Raw genomic sequence first — 16,872 nt, forward strand, 5'->3', positions numbered from 1 at the left:
GTGTCCTCTGGAATTGGGTCAGCGGTCATGCCCGCCGGAAAAAGGTTAGATCAAAGTTTTGCCATGGCGTACGAAGGTCGGTTTGACCACCCGTACCGGGTACCACTTGCCACGGATTTCCACTTCGGCGCGGTCGGCAGTTGCCATCGGAACACGCGCCAAGGCAATCGATTTGCTCAGCGTAGGAGAGAAACTACCACTGGTGATCTCCCCTTCGCCAACATCGGCGATGCGAACCACTTGATGAGCGCGCAAAACACCACGTTCTTCCAGGACCAGACCAACCAGTTTGTGCGCAATGCCGGCAGCTTTTTCCGCCTCCAGCGCAGCACGGCCGATGAATTGGCGGGTGGCCGGTTCCCAGGCAATGCTCCAGGCCATGTTCGAGGCCAGTGGCGAAACGTCTTGGTGAATGTCCTGACCGTAGAGATTCATCCCGGCTTCAACCCGCAGGGTATCGCGGGCACCGAGGCCGATCGGGGAAATGCCGGCACCGACCAGATCGTTGAAGAACCCAGGCGCCTGATTGGCCGGCAGGCAGATTTCCAGGCCATCTTCACCGGTATAACCGGTACGCGCGATGAACCAGTCACCGTCGGTATAGCCTTCGAAGGGTTTGAGGTGCTGGATCAGCGTGGCGCGCGACTGGGTCACCAGTTCGGCAATCTTGTGCCGGGCCTGTGGGCCTTGGATGGCGAGCATCGCCAGCTCGGAGCGCTCGTGCAGCTGCACGTCGTAATCGCCGCGCTGCGCGTTCATCCAGGCCAGATCCTGATCGCGGGTCGAAGCGTTGAACACCAGTCGATAAGCGTCGTCGAGGCGGTAGACGATCATGTCATCGACGATGCCGCCACGCTCGTTGAGCATAGTGCTGTACAACGCACGGCCGGGGCGGTGCAGGCGGTCGACATCATTGGCCAGCAAATGCTGCAGCCAGGCCTTGGCCTGGGTGCCGGTGACATCGATCACGGTCATGTGGGAAACATCGAACACCCCGCAATCGCGGCGCACTTCGTGGTGCTCCTCGACCTGCGAGCCGTAATGCAGTGGCATGTCCCAACCGCCAAAATCGACCATCTTCGCGCCGAGGGCGAGATGCAGGTCATACAGAGGCGTACGCTGTCCCATGGGTTTCTCCTTCCGGGCGTGGCGAAGGTGCGGACAGCCGCTGTACGGGGTGAAAGCCGCGAAATAGAAGGCTTTCAGCCGATTTCAGCGAACGGGTCTGTCAGACGAACCGCACCGAATGCCGCGCATTGTAGCCGCATGATTCAGGACTGACGACTAAGTGTTTCGGTGCGCCGAGCGGCGGATCAGTCCGATGACCGGCAATAGACCGACCAGAACCAGGGTCAGCGCTGGCAAAGACGCCCTCGCCCATTCACCTTCACTGGTCATTTCAAAGATCCGCACCGCCAGCGTGTCCCAGCCAAACGGGCGCATCAGCAGGGTTGCGGGCATTTCCTTGAGCACATCGACGAACACCAGCAGCGCCGCGCTCAGCGCGCCGGGCAGCAACAGCGGCAGATACACTTTGAAAAACAGTCGCGGCCCACTGACACCCAGGCTACGTGCTGCTTCGGGCAAAGAGGGCCGTATACGCGCCAGACTGCTTTCCAGCGGCCCGTACGCCACCGCAATAAAACGCACCAGATAGGCCATCAGCAACGCCGCCAGACTGCCAAGCAGCAGCGGTTTGCCCGCGCCACCGAGCCAACCGGAGAGCGGAATCACCAGCTCGCGATCCAGATAACTGAACGCCAGCATGATCGACACCGCCAGCACCGAACCCGGCAAGGCGTAACCGAGATTGGCCAGACCAACGCCGGAGTTGATCGCGGGCGTCGGCGCCAGTCGCCGAGCGAAGGCCAGCAGCAACGCGACGCTTACGGTAATCAGCGCCGCCATGCCGCCCAGATACAAGGTGTGCAGGATCAGCCCGGCGTAGCGCTCGTCCAGATCGAAACGGCCGCGCTGCCAGAACCAGACGATCAGTTGCAGCAGCGGAATGACGAAGGCGCAGGCGAACACCAGTGCGCACCAGCTCATCGCCGCGAACGCCTTGAGCCCGCGCAAGTGATACAGGGCTTTCACCCGTGGCCGCTCGTTGCCCGCCCGATTGGCGCCACGCGCGCGACGTTCGCCGTAGAGCACCAGCATCACCACCAGCAGCAACAGACTGGCCAGCTGCGCCGCACTCGACAGGCTGAAGAAGCCGTACCAGGTCTTGTAGATGGCGGTGGTGAAGGTGTCGAAGTTGAACACCGAGACCGCGCCGAAATCCGCCAGGGTTTCCATCAGCGCCAATGCCACGCCGGCGCCAATGGCCGGACGCGCCATCGGCAACGCCACACGCCAGAACGCTTGCCACGGCGATTGGCCAAGCACCCGCGCCGCTTCCATCAGGCCTTTGCCCTGAGCGAGGAATGCGGTGCGCGCCAACAAATAAACGTAGGGATAGAAGACCAGCACCAGCACGATGATCACCCCGCCGGTGGAGCGCACGCGCGGCAGCCGCAGGCCGCTGCCGAACCATTCGCGCAGCAGGGTCTGCACAGGGCCGGCGAAATCGAGCAGGCCGACGAAAACGAAGGCCAGCACATAGGCGGGAATGGCGAAAGGCAGCATCAGCGCCCAGTCGAGCCAGCGCCGGCCGGGGAATTCGCAGAGGCTGGTGAGCCAGGCGAGGCTAACACCCAGCAGCGTCACACCGACACCGACGCCAACGACCAGCGTCAGGGTATTGCCGAGCAGGCGCGGCATCTGGGTTTGCCACAGGTGCGACCAGATCTGTTGATCGATGGTCTGCCAGGAGAGCAGCAGAACGCTCAGGGGCAACAGCACCAGCGCGGCGATGGCGAAGACGATGGGATACCAGCGGCGTTGGGCGGGGTGGGCCAAGGAAACAGTCTCGTTCAAATGATTGTGCCCACGCTCTGCGTGGGCACACATCCTGTGACGCTCTGCGTCACGCTGTCGGCGGCACGACGCAGAGCGTCGATGGATGCATTCCCACGCAGAGCGTGGGAACGATCACAAGTCTATCGAAAAAGCCTCAATTCCAACCCGCCCGATCCATCATCCGGATCGCTTCAGCCTGACGCTTGCCCGCCACTTCCACCGGCAAGGTGTCAGCGACAAACTTGCCCCACGCCGCCACTTCTTCCGAAGGCGCCACCGCCGGGTTGGCCGGAAACTCCTGGTTCACGTCTGCGAAAATCTTCTGCGCCTCGGGCGTGGTCATCCATTCAACCAAAGCTTTGGCCGCTTCCGGGTGCGGCGCGTACTGGGTCAGGCCAATGCCCGACAGGTTCACGTGCACGCCACGATCGGCCTGATTCGGCCAGAACAGCTTCACCGGCAGTTCCGGCTTCTGCTTGTGCAGGCGGCCATAGTAGTAAGTGTTGACGATGCCGACATCACATTGCCCGGCGTTGATCGCTTCGAGCACCGCGACATCATCGGAGAACACGTCGGTGGAGAGGTTGTTGACCCAGCCCTTGAGGATCTTTTCAGTTTTCTCGGCGCCATGGACTTCGATCATGGTCGCGGTCAGCGACTGGTTGTAGACCTTCTTCGCCGTACGCAGGCACAGGCGCCCTTCCCAGTTCTTGTCGGCCAGTGCTTCGTAGGTGGTCAGCTCGCCCGGCTTCACCCGTTCGGTGGAGTAGGCGATGGTCCGCGCGCGCAGGCTCAGGCCGGTCCAGGCGTGAGTGGACGAGCGATATTGCAGTGGAATGTTGGCGTCGATGGTTTTCGAGGTGAACGGCTGGAGGATGCCCATCTGCTCGGCCTGCCAGAGGTTGCCGGCGTCAACGGTGAGCAGCAGGTCGGCGGTGGCGTTCTCACCTTCGGCCTTGATGCGCTGCATCAGCGGCGCTTCCTTGTCGGTGATGAACTTGATCTTCACCCCGGTCTTGGCGGTGTAGGCATCGAAGACCGGTTTGATCAGCTCATCGATGCGCGACGAGTAAACCACCACCTCATCAGCGGCCTGGGCCGTTGTGCTGCCGATCAGGGTCAGGGCCAGTGCGGTCAGAAGACGCTTGGGTGCCAACATGGGAGTGGTCTCTCGGTCGGAAAATGTGGGCCAAATGATAAGGACTCACATTTACCACCTCAATCGAACTCTTTTTGAAGGAGTTACCAGATGTTGCACAGTTTGAAATTTGTGGTGTCGGTTCTGACGCCTTCGCGAGCAAGCTCGCTCCCACATTGGAATGCATTTCAAATGTGGGAGCGAGCCTGCTCGCGAAGAGGCCATCAGCCTCAATGGAGAGGTCAGGGTTTGGCGAGGGCCGGAAGATCCCCGGTCAACCCGAGGGCTTCACGCACAAACAGCGCCTTCGCCTCCGGCATCTGCTCCACCAGTTTCAACCCGGCATTGCGCAGCCACCTGACCGGCAACGGATCAGCCTGAAACAACCGCTCAAACCCTTCCATCGCCGCCATCAGCGCCAGGTTGTGCGGCATGCGCCGGCGCTCGTAACGGCTCAGCACCTTCACCTCCGCCAAGCACTCGCCACGCTCGGCCGCCTGCAACAGCACTTCGGCCAACACCGCCGCATCGAGGAAACCGAGGTTCACACCCTGCCCCGCCAACGGGTGAATGGTGTGCGCCGCATCGCCGATCAGCGCCAGCCCTTCGGCCACATAGCGCTTGGCATGGCGCTGACGCAGCGGCACGCACAGTCGCGGATCGGCACTGACGACTGCGCCGAGGCGACCTTCAAAGGCGCGCTCCAGCTCTCGGCAGAACGCCGCTTCATCCAGCGCCATCAAGCGCTCGGCTTCGCTCGGCGTGGTCGACCAGACGATCGAACACCAATCCTGCTGCCCGTCACGCTCAAGCGGCAGAAACGCCAAAGGCCCGTGATCGGTAAAGCGCTGCCACGCGGTCATCTGGTGCGACTTGCTGCTGCGCACGCTGGTGACGATGGCGTGGTGCATGTAATCCCACTCGCGCGTGGCCATCCCGGTGAGGCGGCGAACGGCCGAGTTGGCACCGTCAGCGGCGATCACCAATGGCGCGCGCAACTGACGACCGTCAGCCAGCGTCAGCAACCAGTCATCGCCCGAGCGGCGCATCTGTTCCAGCCGCGCATTAGCGAGCATGCCCAGATCGCAATCGTGCAAACGGTCGAGCAAGGCGTCCTGCACCACACGGTTTTCGACGATATGACCCAGCACCTCGGCGTGCACACTGCTCGCCGAGAAATGGATCTGTCCGGTGCCGCTGCCGTCCCAGACATGCATGTCGGTGTACGGGCTGCTGCGGCGCTTGGCGATCCCTTCCCACACGCCGAGGCGTTCGAGGATGCGTTGGCTGGCTGCCGACAGCGCGCTCACACGCGGTTCAAATGCCGCGTCGGCATCGAACGGCTTGACGCTCAGCGGGCTGCCATCGAGCAGCAGGACTTCCAGCCCGCTGTCCTGCAACGCCAACGCCAGGGCGCTGCCGACCATTCCGGCTCCGACAATCAGCAGATCTGCGCGCATTTCCATGCTTTAAGCCTGTCTCGCTTGCGGCTTGAGCCGCACGTAAAGGGTTTTACCGACCCGCGCCACCAGATTGCCGACGCCGTCATGAATGTCGACCTGCAACTGCGGCAGGTATTTCTCGCCATTGGCGGTTTGCCGGCGAATCTCGGCGAGCAAGGTCTCGTCGATATTGAAGCGGGCGAACACCGGGCCTTTGCCCGGCGCAATGAAATCGATATCGGCAGCCTTGTCCCAGACAATGTACTTCGAGCCGAGGTTTTCCATGAGCATCAGCATGAAGAACGGGTCGACCATCGAATACAGACTGCCGCCAAACTGAGTGCCGACGTAGTTGCGGTTGTACCAGCCAAGGCCCATCGACACCTGAACGTCGCGGAAATCATCGCTGATATGCCGAACCCGTACACCGGCGCCAAGATACGGCGGGTAGAACGTCATCACCCAGCGCATCAACCGCGCCTTGCCGAATTTAGCGGTCAACCACTTAAGCATCCGGTCGCGTTCCCAGACCCATGGCCTGACGGGCAAACCAGCGCTTGGCCGGCGGCAACAGATCGAGACCGAGCAGGCCGATGTTACGCCCCAGCGAAACCAATGGCTGCGTGCTGCCGAACAGCCGTGTGACCTGATCGGAAAAGCCGACGGTTAGGTCCTGATCCAGACGCTGACGCTCGCGATAAGCCTGCAATGTGGCGAAGTCGCCCAGCGGCTTTTCACTGGACAACAACGCGGCGGCCAAGGCATCGGCATCACGCAGTGACAAGTTGAAACCCTGCCCGGCAATCGGGTGCAGGCTGTGCGCCGCGTTGCCGAGTACAGCCAGATGCGAGCGCACCTGCTCTTCGGCCTCGACCAACGTCAGCGGATACAAATGCCGTGCGCCAACCTGTTTCAACGTGCCGAGGCGATAACCGAATACGCCCTGCAATTCGCTGAGGAAATCACGCTCGCTCAAATCGGCCAGACGCTGCGCGTCCATGCCCAAACGGGTCCAGACCAGAGCACAGCGGTTTTCCGGCAGCGGCAGCAAGGCCATCGGCCCTTCGTCGGTGAAACGCTCAAAGGCCATGCCGTTGTGCGCTTCGCTCGGGGTGATGTTGGCGATCAGTGCGCTCTGGTTGTACGGACGCTTGCGCACGTTAATGCCTAGCTGCTCGCGCAGACCGGAGCGACCGCCATCGGCGAGCACCGCGAGGTCGCATTCAAGGGTGGTTTCATCATTGAGGGTCAGGCGATAGCCATCGGGCAGCGGTTCCATGCGTGTGACCTCCGCCGGGCAACGCCAACTGATCACGTCTTTGTCGATGTGCTGCCACAGGCACTGGCCGAGCCAGGCATTTTCCACCACGTAACCGAGCGCTGGTACGCCCTCTTCCATCGCCGAAAGACGCGCGGTGGAGAAGCGGCCACGGTCAGAAACATGAATCTGTTTGATCGGCTCGGCGCGACGGGAGATTTCCTGCCACACGCCCAGCCGTTGATAAATCTGCCGCGAGCCGAAGGACAGCGCCGACGAACGTGCGTCGTAACTCGGCTGCCAGCTGTCGCCTGGTGCAAACGGTTCGATCAGGACGATCTTCCAGCCACGCGCCTTGGCCCCGGCCTGCAAGGCCAACGCCAGACTGGCGCCGACCAGACCGCCACCGATGATTGCCAGATTGACTCGACTCATGCCGCGTGGGTCCTTGCTTGCGCCATCAGCGCTTCGATTTCAGCGACGGTTTTCGGCACGCCGCTGGTGAGGATTTCACAACCTGTTTTGGTCACGACCACGTCGTCCTCGATACGTACACCAATGCCGCGCCATTTTTTCGCGACGTTCTGATTGTCCGGGGCGATGTAGATGCCCGGCTCTACGGTCAGCGCCATGCCGACCTCGAGCACTCGCCATTCGCCGCCGACCTTGTACTCACCAACGTCATGCACATCCATGCCCAGCCAGTGACCGGCGCGGTGCATGTAAAAGGCTTTATAGGCTTCGCTGGCGATCAACTCGTCGACCTCACCATGCAGCAATCCCAGTTTCACCAACCCCGTGGTGATAACGCGAACCGTGGCTTCGTGCGCCTGATTCCAGTGCTTGTTCGGGGCGATTTCGGCGAACGCGGCTTCCTGCGAGGCCAGCACCAACTCATAGATCGCTTTCTGCTCGGGCGAAAACTTGCCGTTGACCGGCCAGGTGCGGGTGATGTCGCTGGCGTAGCAGTCAATCTCGCAACCGGCATCGATCAACACCAGGTCGCCGTCCTTGAGCAGCGCGTCATTCTGCTGGTAATGCAGGATGCAGCTGTTACGCCCGGCGGCGACGATCGAGCCGTAGGCCGGCATCTTCGCCCCGCCCTTGCGGAACTCGTAGTCGAGTTCGGCTTCGAGGCTGTACTCGTAGAGCCCGGCCCGACTGGCCTGCATCGCACGGATGTGGGCTTGCGCCGAGATCCGTGCGGCTTCGCGCATCACCTTCACTTCTGCCGCCGATTTATACAGACGCATGTCGTGCAGCAGATGATCCAGGGCAACGAATTCGTTCGGCGGCTGGGCGCCGAGGTGCGCCTTGGAGCGGATCACATTGATCCAGTCCATCAGGTGACGGTCGAATTCAGGGTTGCTGCCCATCGCCGAATACACCCGGTCGCGGCCTTCGATCAGGCCCGGGAGGATGTCGTCGATGTCAGTAATAGGGAAAGCGTCATCGGCACCGAAGTCGCGGATCGCGCCCTCTTGCCCGGCGCGCAAACCGTCCCACAATTCGCGTTCGGCGTTGCGCTCACGGCAGAACAGCACGTATTCGCCATGCTCACGGCCGGGCATCAAAACGATGACAGCCTGCGGCTCGGGAAAACCGCTGAGGTACTGGAAATCGCTGTCCTGACGGTAGACGTGCTCGACGTCGCGGTTGCGAATGGCGACCGCGGCGGCGGGCAGGATCGCGATGCTGTTGGGTTCCATCTGCGCCATCAGGGCCTTGCGGCGACGGCTGTATTCCGCTTTCGGGATATGGATCATGGGCAGATGGCTTTCCCTGGCACGCGATTAATGCAGCGACGGCTTGGCGGCTGGCGGCACGTCGGCTTTCTTGGTTTCCGAGAACAGCAGCAGCGGCGCGACGCGCAGATACTCCATGACTTCCATGTAGTCGGTTTCGCCGTCTTCGGATTCTTCGAGAGCATCCTGCACTTGGGAAATGGCGGCCAGATCCTGCAGCACTTCGGTGGCTTCAGTGCTGAGCATGCTGCTGTCGCGGCAGTTCAGGCCGAAACCGCTGAGGAAGCCCTGGCACCATTGGCCCAGTGCAGCGGCGCGGTCAGCCAGCGGTGCGTCATCGGTCGGCAGCAGCAGAACGACAGTGACGTCGTCGCCGGTCAGCTCGCCTTTGACCATCTCTTGCAGGCCGATCAAGGCGTTGCGGACATTGTCCTGCGGTTCGCTTTCGAGCAACTCGGCAGCATCGATCAGCCACTCTTCGGCATTGAAGCCGGCACCGGCGCAACTACGGCCAAGCAGCAGGCCATGCAGTTCGGCAGGCGAGACGTTGTGGCCGTTGGAAGTCAGCAGGGTGGCAAAGGCTTGGTACGGGGAATTCGCATTGGTCATGGGCAGCTAGGCGCCAGACGGCGCTATGTCTAGAATGAAGGCCTTGTATCCTACATCGACAGACTCGCCAAGACTATTAAAGGCTGTCCGCCAGCTACCTCCCATCAGACGAACACGTGGACACAATGGAAGACACCGACCTGCAAGCGCTGATGGCCAGACTCGAACTGTTGATTGGCCGAGTCGAGCAACTAAAGAGTCAAAATGCACTCTTACTAGCTCAGGAAAAGACCTGGCGCGAGGAACGCGCTCACCTCATTGAAAAAAACGAAATCGCCCGGCGTAAGGTCGAATCGATGATTTCGCGCCTCAAGGCCCTGGAGCAAGACTCATGAGTTCAAGCAATAGCGTCACCGTGCAGATCCTCGATAAAGAATATTCGATCATCTGCCCGCAGGAAGAACGCAGCAATCTGGTCAGTGCCGCGCGCTATCTGGATGGCAAGATGCGTGAGATCCGCAGCAGCGGCAAAGTCATCGGTGCCGACCGTATCGCCGTGATGGCCGCGCTGAACATCACCCACGACCTCTTGCACAAAGAAGAGCGTCCGGACATCCAGGCCAGCGGTTCGACCCGTGAACAGGTACGTGACTTGCTCGATCGTGTCGATCTTGTCCTCGCCGACGATCAGAACACCAGCAAGGGCTGATTCAACTGGCCGCTTGCGGTATACTCGCGGCACTCCCTGGGGTGCTTGCCAGTTGACGATGTCCCTGAGCCGATTCGCACTACCCTGGAAGTTGCACGTTGGGCTGGTGTGCATGTCCGCTAGACGGAAAGCCTTAAAGTCTACTGCATCTTCCACCTTGAACTTTCGGGTTCAAGGGCTAAGTTGACAGCGGTTCATCCGGGGAGCCTGATTCGAATCCGATGTCGGTGAAAACCGCCATCGGATTTTTTATGCGTACGTTTTCGTCCAACCTGCCGAAGCCGAACCATGACCGAACCCGCGCTGCTGCCCCGCCCGCAACTCCGCCGCCTGCTGCGCAAGGCGCGCCGTGCGCTGACCAAGAGCGAACAACGCCAGGCTGCCAAGGGCCTGTACCGGCAACTGGCACAAGACCCGCACTTTCGCCGGGCCAGACATATCTCTTTGTATTTGCCCACCGATGGTGAAATCGATCCGCGCCTTCTGCTGCGCGAAGCCCAACGTCGGGGTAAATCGACTTATCTGCCGGTGCTCAGCGCCTGGCCACGCACCAAGATGGTTTTCCAACGCATTCGTCCCGGCGAGAAACTTAAACCCAATCGCTTCCGCATTCTCGAGCCGCGAGCCAATCTGGCACAGCAACGCAAGGTCTGGACACTGGATCTGGTGTTATTGCCGTTGGTAGGGTTTGACGATGTCGGCGGGCGACTCGGGATGGGCGGCGGTTTCTATGATCGCAGCCTGGCGTATCTGGCTCGGCGAAAAAGCTGGCGCAAGCCGACGCTGCTGGGCCTGGCCCATGAATGTCAGAAGGTCGAACGCTTGGCGCAGGCAAGCTGGGATGTACCGTTACAAGGCACGGTCAGCGACAAGGCTTGGTATTTCGCGGGATAGGACGCCGCGCAGATCAGCGGCGTCGAGAAAGCCGTTTCAGCGCTTGAAGGCTGTCGACTGTTGCACCTGTTGCGCGACTTCAATCGGCGCGTCGGCCTTGTTCGACCACAAGCTCTGCGCATAACCAGTGGTCACGACGCCCAAGCCAAACAAAATTACCAAAGTCCATAGTAGATCCGGTTTGCGTTTCATCGATTGCCCCCCTCAAGGCACATCATCACGATGACAGCAGCGGTTTCCGTTCGTAGGCCGTGCAGCAGCGTCAAGCTTTAAAGGCCGGCATTTTGCGACAACGTGAACCTGCGCGCAAACGCTGACGTCAACCGACTGTCGGTTTGTCATAAAATTGCCCGACAACCTGCCCAATGACCGTTTCAGGAGCAAAAACCATGGCCTATTGGCTGATGAAGTCCGAGCCCGACGAACTCTCTATCAAAGGTCTGGAAAAGCTCGGCACAGCGCGCTGGGACGGAGTTCGCAACTATCAGGCGCGTAACTTCCTGCGCTCGATGGCCGTGGGTGACGAGTTCTTTTTCTACCATTCCAGCTGCCCGGAGCCGGGGATTGCCGGTATCGGGAAAATTATTCAGGCGGCGTACCCGGATCCCACCGCACTGGAGCCGGAAAGCCACTACTTCGACCCGAAGGCTACTCCAGAGAAGAATGCCTGGAGTGCGATTGATGTTGCGCACGTCGAGACGTTTGCCCGGGTATTGAAGCTGGATTATCTGAAGCAGCAGACCGCGCTGGCCGAGATGCCGTTGGTGCAGAAGGGCTCGCGGTTGTCGGTCATGCCCGTGACGGCCGAACAGTGGGCCGCCGTGCTCGGCTTGCGCTGAGAACTGCCCGGTCACGGTTATTAGCCGAAAAAGGGGCTAGGCTTGGCGCTCGGTTGACTGACATCAAGCGACTGGAACGCTTGAGCAGTCAGACTGCACGCCACAGCCGCAGGATGCCCCCATGTCGACGCACAGCCGCTCTTCACTTTTATACGCCGGGTCGCTTCTGGTGTTACTCGCCGCCGCCGGCGGGCTCGGTTACTGGATGTCGATCAGCAGCCGTCTGGTCGAAGGGCTGTCGATGGGCAACGGGCGGCTGGAAGCCACCGAAGTGCAGATCGCCAGCAAGACACCCGGACGCCTGGCCGAGGTGCTGGTCGATGAAGGCGACAAGGTCAACAAGGGCCAACTGCTCGCGCGCATGGATACCCGAACCCTCGAAGCCCAGCGCACTCAAGCCGAAGCCGAAGTCTTGCGCGCCCGGGAAAACCTCAACGCCGCCGAGGCCAATGTGCAATTGCGCCAGAGTGAATTGCTACTGGCCCAGCAGGAACTGGGGCGTTCGCAATCGCTGTTCAAGCACGGTTTCGTCAGCGCCCAGGTTATCGATCAATTGCAGTCGCGTATCGGCACCGGCAATGCTGCCGTGACGGCGGCCCGCGCCCAAGTGTCGGCGGTCGCTGCAGCGATCGGCGCGGCGCAGGCACAGGTCGCTCAACTGACCAGCGAAATCGACGACAGCAGCCTGCGCGCGCCGATTGATGGGGTGATCCAGTTGCGCATGGCCGAACCCGGCGAAGTGCTGGGGGCCGGTGGCCGCGTCCTGCTGTTGATTGATCCCAACGATCAGTACATGAACCTCTACCTGTCTGCCTCGGTGGCCGGGCGTCTGGCCGTAGGCGATGAAGCCCGGGTGCTGCTCGATGCCCTGCCCGACAAACCCTTGCCGGCGAAGATCAGTTTCGTCGCCGGCAAATCGCAGTTCACCCCCAAAGAGGTCGAGACCCGTGACGAGCGGCAAAAACTGGTGTTCCGCGTCAAGCTGCGCCTGATCCAACCCAGCGCCGTGCCGCAAGCCAAGCCCGGCATGCCCGGCGCCGGTTATGTGCGCATCGCGCCGATTGCCTGGCCGGCCAATTTGCAATGAATAGCCTCGCGGTTCAGGCGAACGCGATCGCGCACCGTTACGGCAAACAGCAAGCGCTGAGCGCTATCACCTTCAGCCTGCCCGCCGGCACCCGTTGCGGGCTGATCGGCCCCGATGGTGCGGGCAAGTCCAGCCTGCTCGGGCTGATCGCCGGCGTGAAGGCCTTGCAGCAAGGGCAACTGGACGTCCTCGGCGGGCAAATCCAGCAGCGCCGCCACCGCGACACGCTGTATGCGCGCATCGCCTTCATGCCCCAGGGATTGGGCGGCAACCTCTATCCCGAGCTGTCGATCCGCGAAAACATCCAGTTCTTTGCCACGCTGTTCGGCCTGTCGAAAGCCGACAGCGAGCAACGCATGCACAATCTGCTGCTCGCCACCGACCTGCTGAAGTTCGCCGAGCGCCCCGCCGGCAAGTTGTCCGGCGGCATGAAACAGAAGCTGGGCCTGTGCTGCGCGCTGATCCATGAACCGGATCTGTTGATTCTCGATGAGCCGACCACCGGCGTCGACCCGCTCTCACGCCGACGCTTCTGGGAGCTGATCGACGATGTACGGCGCGAGCGCCCGCAACTGACCCTGCTGGTTGCCACCGCGTATATGGAAGAAGCCGAACAGTTCGAGCATTGCCTGATGCTCGACAACGGCCAATTGATTGCCACCGGTCTGAGCCGCGAGTTGGCAGCCGTCACCCCCAGCGGCAAACTCGATGAAGCCTTCACACACTTCCAGGGCGACAGTCATCACGACGCTCAGCCGTTGGTCATTCCGCCGCGTACTGGCGGTACCACAGACATTGCCATCGAAGCCCACGACCTGACGCTGCGCTTCGGCGACTTCACTGCGGTGGATCACGTCAGCTTCGCCATCGGTCGCGGCGAGATTTTCGGTTTTCTCGGCTCCAACGGCTGCGGCAAGACCACAACCATGAAAGTCCTGACCGGGCTGATGCCGGCCAGCGAAGGCAGCGCGACACTGCTGGGCAATCCGGTGGACGCCAAGGATCTGGCCACGCGCAAGCGGGTCGGCTTCATGTCCCAGAGCTTTTCGCTGTATGGCGAACTCAGCGTGCGGCAGAACCTTGAGCTGCACGCCCGTCTGTTCGACTTGCCCAAGGCCGAAAGCGCGCAACGCATCGACGCATTGATTCAGCGCTTCAACCTGCTCAGCGTCGCCGATCAGCCGTCCGGTGCCCTGCCTCTCGGGCTGCGTCAACGCCTATCGCTGGCGGTCGCGGTGTTGCATCGTCCGGAAGTGCTGATCCTCGATGAGCCGACCTCCGGCGTCGACCCGGCAGCCCGTGATGACTTCTGGCGACTGCTGATCGAACTGTCCCGCGAGCAAGGCGTGACGATTTTTCTCTCCACCCACTTCATGAACGAAGCCCAGCGCTGCGACCGCATTTCGCTGATGCACGCCGGCAGAGTCCTCGCTTGCGACACCCCGGCAGCGCTGCAGCGTCAGTTTGCCGGAGAGACGCTGGAAGCCGCTTTCGTGACGTGTCTGGAACAGGCCCAAGGCAATACCCCATCGCCTCCCGCGAGTGAATCGCCGACAGCGCCTTCAGCGCCAGCCGCCGCGCCGCCAGACCAGCAACGCGGTTTCAGCCTCGGTCGCCTGCTGGCCGTGGCCAGTCGCGAAGGCAAGGAGCTGCTGCGCGACAAAGTGCGCATGGCTTTTGCGCTGGCGGGGGCGATTTTCATGATGGTGATTTTCGGCTACGGAATTTCCCTCGACGTAGAGAACCTCGCGTTCGCCGTTTACGATCAGGATCAAACCCCGCAGAGCCGAACCTATCTGGAAGCCTTTCGCGGCTCGCGCTACTTCGATGAGCGGCCGGCCATCCACGACGCTCAAGAGCTGCACCGCCGCCTGCAACGCTCGGAAATCAAACTGGCGCTGGAAATCCCGCCCGGCTTTGGCCGCGACCTGTACGCCGGACGCCAGCCTGCGGTGGCGGCGTGGCTGGACGGCGGCATGCCGTTTCGCGCCGAGACCAGCCGCAATTATGTCGAAGCCGTGCACCTGGCCAACCTGCAGCAGTTGGCCGAACAGAGCAGCCCCGCCATCAGCCACCAAGCGGGTGCCAGCCTGGAAACGCGCTTTCGCTACAACCAGGATGTGGTCAGCGTCAACGCTATTGGCCCCGGGGTCATGGCGCTGATTCTGGCGTTCATTCCGGCGATGCTCACCGCACTCGGCATCGTGCGCGAAAAAGAACTCGGCTCGATCACCAACTTCTACGCCACGCCCCTGACCCGCCTGGAGTTTCTGCTGGGCAAACAGGCGCCATACCTGCTGGTCAGTCTGGTCAATCTCGCGCTGCTGGTGGCGATGAACCGCTGGCTGTTTGGCGTGCCGTTCAAGGGCAGCCTGCTGACGCTGGCGTTTGGCGGCCTGCTGTATGTGCTGGCGACCACCAGCATGGGCCTGCTGATCTCGGCGTTCACCCGCACGCAAATCGCCGCGATCCTCGGCACCATGATCATTACCAGCCTGCCGACCATCCAGTTCTCCGGACTGATCGTGCCGCGTTCTTCACTGGAAGGAGCGGCTGCGGTGATGGGCATGCTGTTTCCGGCAGGACACTTTCTCGACATTGCCGTGGGGACGTTCACCAAAGCGCTGGACCTGCGGCAGCTGTGGCCGCAGTGCCTGGCGCTGTTCGGGTTCTTTGTCGGGTTCACCGGGCTGAGCCTGATCATGCTGAAAAAGCAGGAGGCCTGATGCACAAGTTCGCGCACATCCTGCGCCTGGGGCTCAAGGAACTGACCAGCCTGCGCCACGACAGCGTGTTGCTGCTGTTCCTGTTCTACGCCTTCACCGTGGCGATCTACATGCCTGCCGCCGGCTCGGTGATCGGCGTGCACAACGCCAGCGTGGCGATCGTCGACGAAGACCACAGCGCCCTCTCGCGCCAGTTGGCCCAGGCCCTGCAACCGCCGGAATTCCAGACGCCAGTGTTGCTCCCCTACCCGCAACTGGACCAGGTCATGGACAGCGGCCAGTACACTTTCGTGATCAACATTCCGGCGGGGTTTCAAACCGATCTACTGGCGGCGCGGCAACCGGCCATTCAGGTCAACGTCGATGCCACCGCGATGAGCCAGGCGTTCATGGGCGCTGGCTACATCAGCCGGATTTTCCAGCGCGAGCTACAGGCCTTTGGCGACCAGGACGATGCCGCGAGCAAAACGCCGATTCAACTGACCACCCGCGCGCTGTTCAACACCAACCTGGAGGGTGGCTGGTTTCTGGCGGTGATTCAGATCGTCAACAACATCACTATTCTGGCAATCATCCTCACGGGCACGGCGCTACTGCGCGAACGCGAACACGGCACGCTTGACCATTTGCTGGTGCTGCCGCTGACGGCGCTGGAAATCATGCTGGCGAAAATCTGGAGCAACCTGCTGGTGGTGGTGCTGTGCACCTGGCTGTCGCTGGAGGTGGTGGTCAAAGGCGCACTCGGCGTGCCGCTGTCGGGCTCGATGAGCCTGTTTTTGCTGGTGACTGCGGTTTACCTGTTTGCCAGTACCGCGTTGGGGATCTTTCTGGCGACACTCGCACGTTCGACGCCGCAGTTCGGCTTACTGGCGATTCCGGTGATCATCCCGATGTTGCTGCTGTCGGGTGGCAGCACGCCACTGGACAGCATGCCGCAATGGCTGCAGTGGGTCATGCAGGGCTCGCCGTCCACGCACTTTGTCAGCCTCAGCGCCGCGATTCTGTTTCGCGACGCCGGGCTGAGCGTGGTCTGGCCGGACTTGCTGGCGCTGACGGCCATCGGCCTGCTGTTCTTCGTCATTGCGCTGGCGCGCTTTCGCAAAAGCCTGGCGTCCTGAACAGCAGCCAACGCACTTACTGAATGATCAGGTTGTTGAACAACAGATCCTCAACCACCGGCTTGCCGGTCTCGTCATTCATCACTTGCTGGGTCTGCTTCAACGCTTCCTGACGCAGCTTCTCTTTACCCTCGATGCTGCCCATCCCCTCGGTGGTCTGCTGGGTGAACAGTGCCACCAGCTGATTACGGATCAGCGGCTCGTTGGCCTTGACCAGTTTGGTCGCCTCCTCACCGGTCACGCGCAATGCCACATCGGCCTTGTAAACCTTGAGCTTCGGCGTGCCGTCCAGCCCGTAGTTGCCCACGAACGGCGGGCTCAGGGTGATGTAGTTGACCTTCGGCGCCTCGCCTTCTTTGGCTTCTTCGGCCAGCGCTGCCACAGGCAGAGACAGGGCCAGCAACAACATGATCCACGCTTTCACAATTCGCTCCTTATCCGGTTTGCGGCCTAGCATAACGACCCG

Annotated in this window: 17 protein-coding genes and 1 other RNA gene; 8 read left to right on the plus strand and 10 right to left on the minus strand. The window is 61.5% G+C overall.

Annotated features, from left to right (window positions below; all coding sequences use genetic code 11):
• Nucleotides 1-45 precede the first annotated feature (45 nt).
• The 8 genes from gcvT to AB4O01_RS18965 all read right to left on the minus strand — a co-directional run bounded on the left by gcvT (nt 46) and on the right by AB4O01_RS18965 (nt 9,093).
• On the minus strand, nt 46-1,128 hold the full coding sequence (gene gcvT / locus AB4O01_RS18930) for a glycine cleavage system aminomethyltransferase GcvT (protein WP_116254279.1): 1,083 nt from the start codon (nt 1,126-1,128) through the stop codon (nt 46-48).
• Between the two features lie 156 nt (nt 1,129-1,284).
• Nucleotides 1,285-2,901 carry an ABC transporter permease gene (locus AB4O01_RS18935; protein WP_093429761.1) on the minus strand — a complete coding sequence of 539 codons (1,617 nt, stop codon included), beginning with the start codon at nt 2,899-2,901 and terminating at the stop codon, nt 1,285-1,287.
• Between the two features lie 154 nt (nt 2,902-3,055).
• On the minus strand, nt 3,056-4,060 hold the full coding sequence (locus AB4O01_RS18940) for an extracellular solute-binding protein (protein WP_093429760.1): 1,005 nt from the start codon (nt 4,058-4,060) through the stop codon (nt 3,056-3,058).
• A 221-nt stretch (nt 4,061-4,281) separates the two neighbouring features.
• Nucleotides 4,282-5,499, minus strand: a complete 1,218-nt coding sequence (locus AB4O01_RS18945) for a 2-octaprenyl-3-methyl-6-methoxy-1,4-benzoquinol hydroxylase (protein WP_460092286.1) — start codon at nt 5,497-5,499, stop codon at nt 4,282-4,284.
• A 9-nt stretch (nt 5,500-5,508) separates the two neighbouring features.
• Nucleotides 5,509-5,994 carry a DUF4442 domain-containing protein gene (locus AB4O01_RS18950; RefSeq protein WP_460089209.1) on the minus strand — a complete coding sequence of 162 codons (486 nt, stop codon included), beginning with the start codon at nt 5,992-5,994 and terminating at the stop codon, nt 5,509-5,511.
• Nucleotides 5,987-7,174 (minus strand): 2-octaprenyl-6-methoxyphenyl hydroxylase, encoded by a 1,188-nt coding sequence (gene ubiH / locus AB4O01_RS18955; RefSeq protein ID WP_095049392.1) that lies wholly within the window; start codon nt 7,172-7,174, stop codon nt 5,987-5,989. The genes AB4O01_RS18950 and ubiH overlap by 8 nt, the downstream gene beginning before the upstream one ends.
• Complete coding sequence (gene pepP / locus AB4O01_RS18960; RefSeq protein WP_099757471.1) at nt 7,171-8,505, minus strand: Xaa-Pro aminopeptidase; 1,335 nt, start codon at nt 8,503-8,505, stop codon at nt 7,171-7,173. The genes ubiH and pepP overlap by 4 nt, the downstream gene beginning before the upstream one ends.
• 27 nt (nt 8,506-8,532) lie before the next feature.
• Complete coding sequence (locus tag AB4O01_RS18965; RefSeq protein ID WP_460089211.1) at nt 8,533-9,093, minus strand: YecA/YgfB family protein; 561 nt, start codon at nt 9,091-9,093, stop codon at nt 8,533-8,535.
• A 125-nt stretch (nt 9,094-9,218) separates the two neighbouring features.
• On the opposite strand from AB4O01_RS18965, the gene AB4O01_RS18970 reads away from it, so the two are divergent.
• From AB4O01_RS18970 to AB4O01_RS18985, 4 genes are all read left to right on the plus strand, one after another.
• Nucleotides 9,219-9,428 (plus strand): TIGR02449 family protein, encoded by a 210-nt coding sequence (locus tag AB4O01_RS18970; RefSeq protein WP_007911197.1) that lies wholly within the window; start codon nt 9,219-9,221, stop codon nt 9,426-9,428.
• Nucleotides 9,425-9,742 (plus strand): cell division protein ZapA, encoded by a 318-nt coding sequence (locus AB4O01_RS18975; RefSeq protein ID WP_093429754.1) that lies wholly within the window; start codon nt 9,425-9,427, stop codon nt 9,740-9,742. Before AB4O01_RS18970 ends, AB4O01_RS18975 begins: the two co-directional genes overlap by 4 nt.
• A gap of 30 nt (nt 9,743-9,772) precedes the next feature.
• Nucleotides 9,773-9,951, plus strand: a non-coding RNA gene (gene ssrS, locus AB4O01_RS18980) — 6S RNA.
• Nucleotides 9,952-10,030: 79 nt separating this feature from the next.
• Entirely contained in the window at nt 10,031-10,636 is a 606-nt protein-coding gene (locus AB4O01_RS18985) for a 5-formyltetrahydrofolate cyclo-ligase (protein ID WP_099757472.1), read from the plus strand.
• Between the two features lie 36 nt (nt 10,637-10,672).
• On the opposite strand, the gene AB4O01_RS18990 is transcribed toward AB4O01_RS18985, so the two are convergent.
• Nucleotides 10,673-10,828: a hypothetical protein gene (locus AB4O01_RS18990; RefSeq protein ID WP_016985917.1), complete on the minus strand. Its 156-nt coding sequence runs from the start codon at nt 10,826-10,828 to the stop codon at nt 10,673-10,675.
• Nucleotides 10,829-11,025: 197 nt separating this feature from the next.
• On the opposite strand from AB4O01_RS18990, the gene AB4O01_RS18995 reads away from it, so the two are divergent.
• The 4 genes from AB4O01_RS18995 (at nt 11,026) to AB4O01_RS19010 (ending at nt 16,406) form a co-directional block, all read left to right on the plus strand.
• Entirely contained in the window at nt 11,026-11,475 is a 450-nt protein-coding gene (locus tag AB4O01_RS18995; protein ID WP_099757473.1) for an EVE domain-containing protein, read from the plus strand.
• A 121-nt stretch (nt 11,476-11,596) separates the two neighbouring features.
• Complete coding sequence (locus tag AB4O01_RS19000) at nt 11,597-12,562, plus strand: HlyD family secretion protein (protein WP_460089214.1); 966 nt, start codon at nt 11,597-11,599, stop codon at nt 12,560-12,562.
• The gene (rbbA, locus tag AB4O01_RS19005; RefSeq protein WP_460089215.1) at nt 12,559-15,288 is read left to right on the plus strand and encodes a ribosome-associated ATPase/putative transporter RbbA; all 2,730 of its coding nucleotides are present in this window, start codon (nt 12,559-12,561) and stop codon (nt 15,286-15,288) included. Before AB4O01_RS19000 ends, rbbA begins: the two co-directional genes overlap by 4 nt.
• Nucleotides 15,288-16,406: an ABC transporter permease gene (locus tag AB4O01_RS19010; protein ID WP_099757476.1), complete on the plus strand. Its 1,119-nt coding sequence runs from the start codon at nt 15,288-15,290 to the stop codon at nt 16,404-16,406. Before rbbA ends, AB4O01_RS19010 begins: the two co-directional genes overlap by 1 nt.
• Before the next feature lie 16 nt (nt 16,407-16,422).
• On the opposite strand, the gene AB4O01_RS19015 is transcribed toward AB4O01_RS19010, so the two are convergent.
• Nucleotides 16,423-16,830: a flagellar basal body-associated protein FliL gene (locus tag AB4O01_RS19015; RefSeq protein WP_460089217.1), complete on the minus strand. Its 408-nt coding sequence runs from the start codon at nt 16,828-16,830 to the stop codon at nt 16,423-16,425.
• Nucleotides 16,831-16,872: the final 42 nt, after the last annotated feature.

It is taken from the genome of Pseudomonas sp. S2_E02 (genome assembly GCF_054668355.1).

Bases quoted from the DNA above. Each gene is read 5' to 3' on its own strand.
- gcvT (WP_116254279.1), bottom strand. From the start codon at position 1,128: ATGGGACAGCGTACGCCTCTGTATGACCTGCATCTCGCCCTCGGCGCG.
- AB4O01_RS18940 (WP_093429760.1), bottom strand. From the start codon at position 4,060: ATGTTGGCACCCAAGCGTCTTCTGACCGCACTGGCCCTGACCCTGATC.
- AB4O01_RS18945 (WP_460092286.1), bottom strand. From the start codon at position 5,499: ATGCGCGCAGATCTGCTGATTGTCGGAGCCGGAATGGTCGGCAGCGCC.
- AB4O01_RS18950 (WP_460089209.1), bottom strand. From the start codon at position 5,994: ATGCTTAAGTGGTTGACCGCTAAATTCGGCAAGGCGCGGTTGATGCGC.
- ubiH (WP_095049392.1), bottom strand. From the start codon at position 7,174: ATGAGTCGAGTCAATCTGGCAATCATCGGTGGCGGTCTGGTCGGCGCC.
- pepP (WP_099757471.1), bottom strand. From the start codon at position 8,505: ATGATCCATATCCCGAAAGCGGAATACAGCCGTCGCCGCAAGGCCCTG.
- AB4O01_RS18965 (WP_460089211.1), bottom strand. From the start codon at position 9,093: ATGACCAATGCGAATTCCCCGTACCAAGCCTTTGCCACCCTGCTGACT.
- AB4O01_RS18970 (WP_007911197.1), top strand. From the start codon at position 9,219: ATGGAAGACACCGACCTGCAAGCGCTGATGGCCAGACTCGAACTGTTG.
- AB4O01_RS18975 (WP_093429754.1), top strand. From the start codon at position 9,425: ATGAGTTCAAGCAATAGCGTCACCGTGCAGATCCTCGATAAAGAATAT.
- AB4O01_RS18985 (WP_099757472.1), top strand. From the start codon at position 10,031: ATGACCGAACCCGCGCTGCTGCCCCGCCCGCAACTCCGCCGCCTGCTG.
- AB4O01_RS18990 (WP_016985917.1), bottom strand. From the start codon at position 10,828: ATGAAACGCAAACCGGATCTACTATGGACTTTGGTAATTTTGTTTGGC.
- AB4O01_RS18995 (WP_099757473.1), top strand. From the start codon at position 11,026: ATGGCCTATTGGCTGATGAAGTCCGAGCCCGACGAACTCTCTATCAAA.
- AB4O01_RS19000 (WP_460089214.1), top strand. From the start codon at position 11,597: ATGTCGACGCACAGCCGCTCTTCACTTTTATACGCCGGGTCGCTTCTG.
- rbbA (WP_460089215.1), top strand. From the start codon at position 12,559: ATGAATAGCCTCGCGGTTCAGGCGAACGCGATCGCGCACCGTTACGGC.
- AB4O01_RS19010 (WP_099757476.1), top strand. From the start codon at position 15,288: ATGCACAAGTTCGCGCACATCCTGCGCCTGGGGCTCAAGGAACTGACC.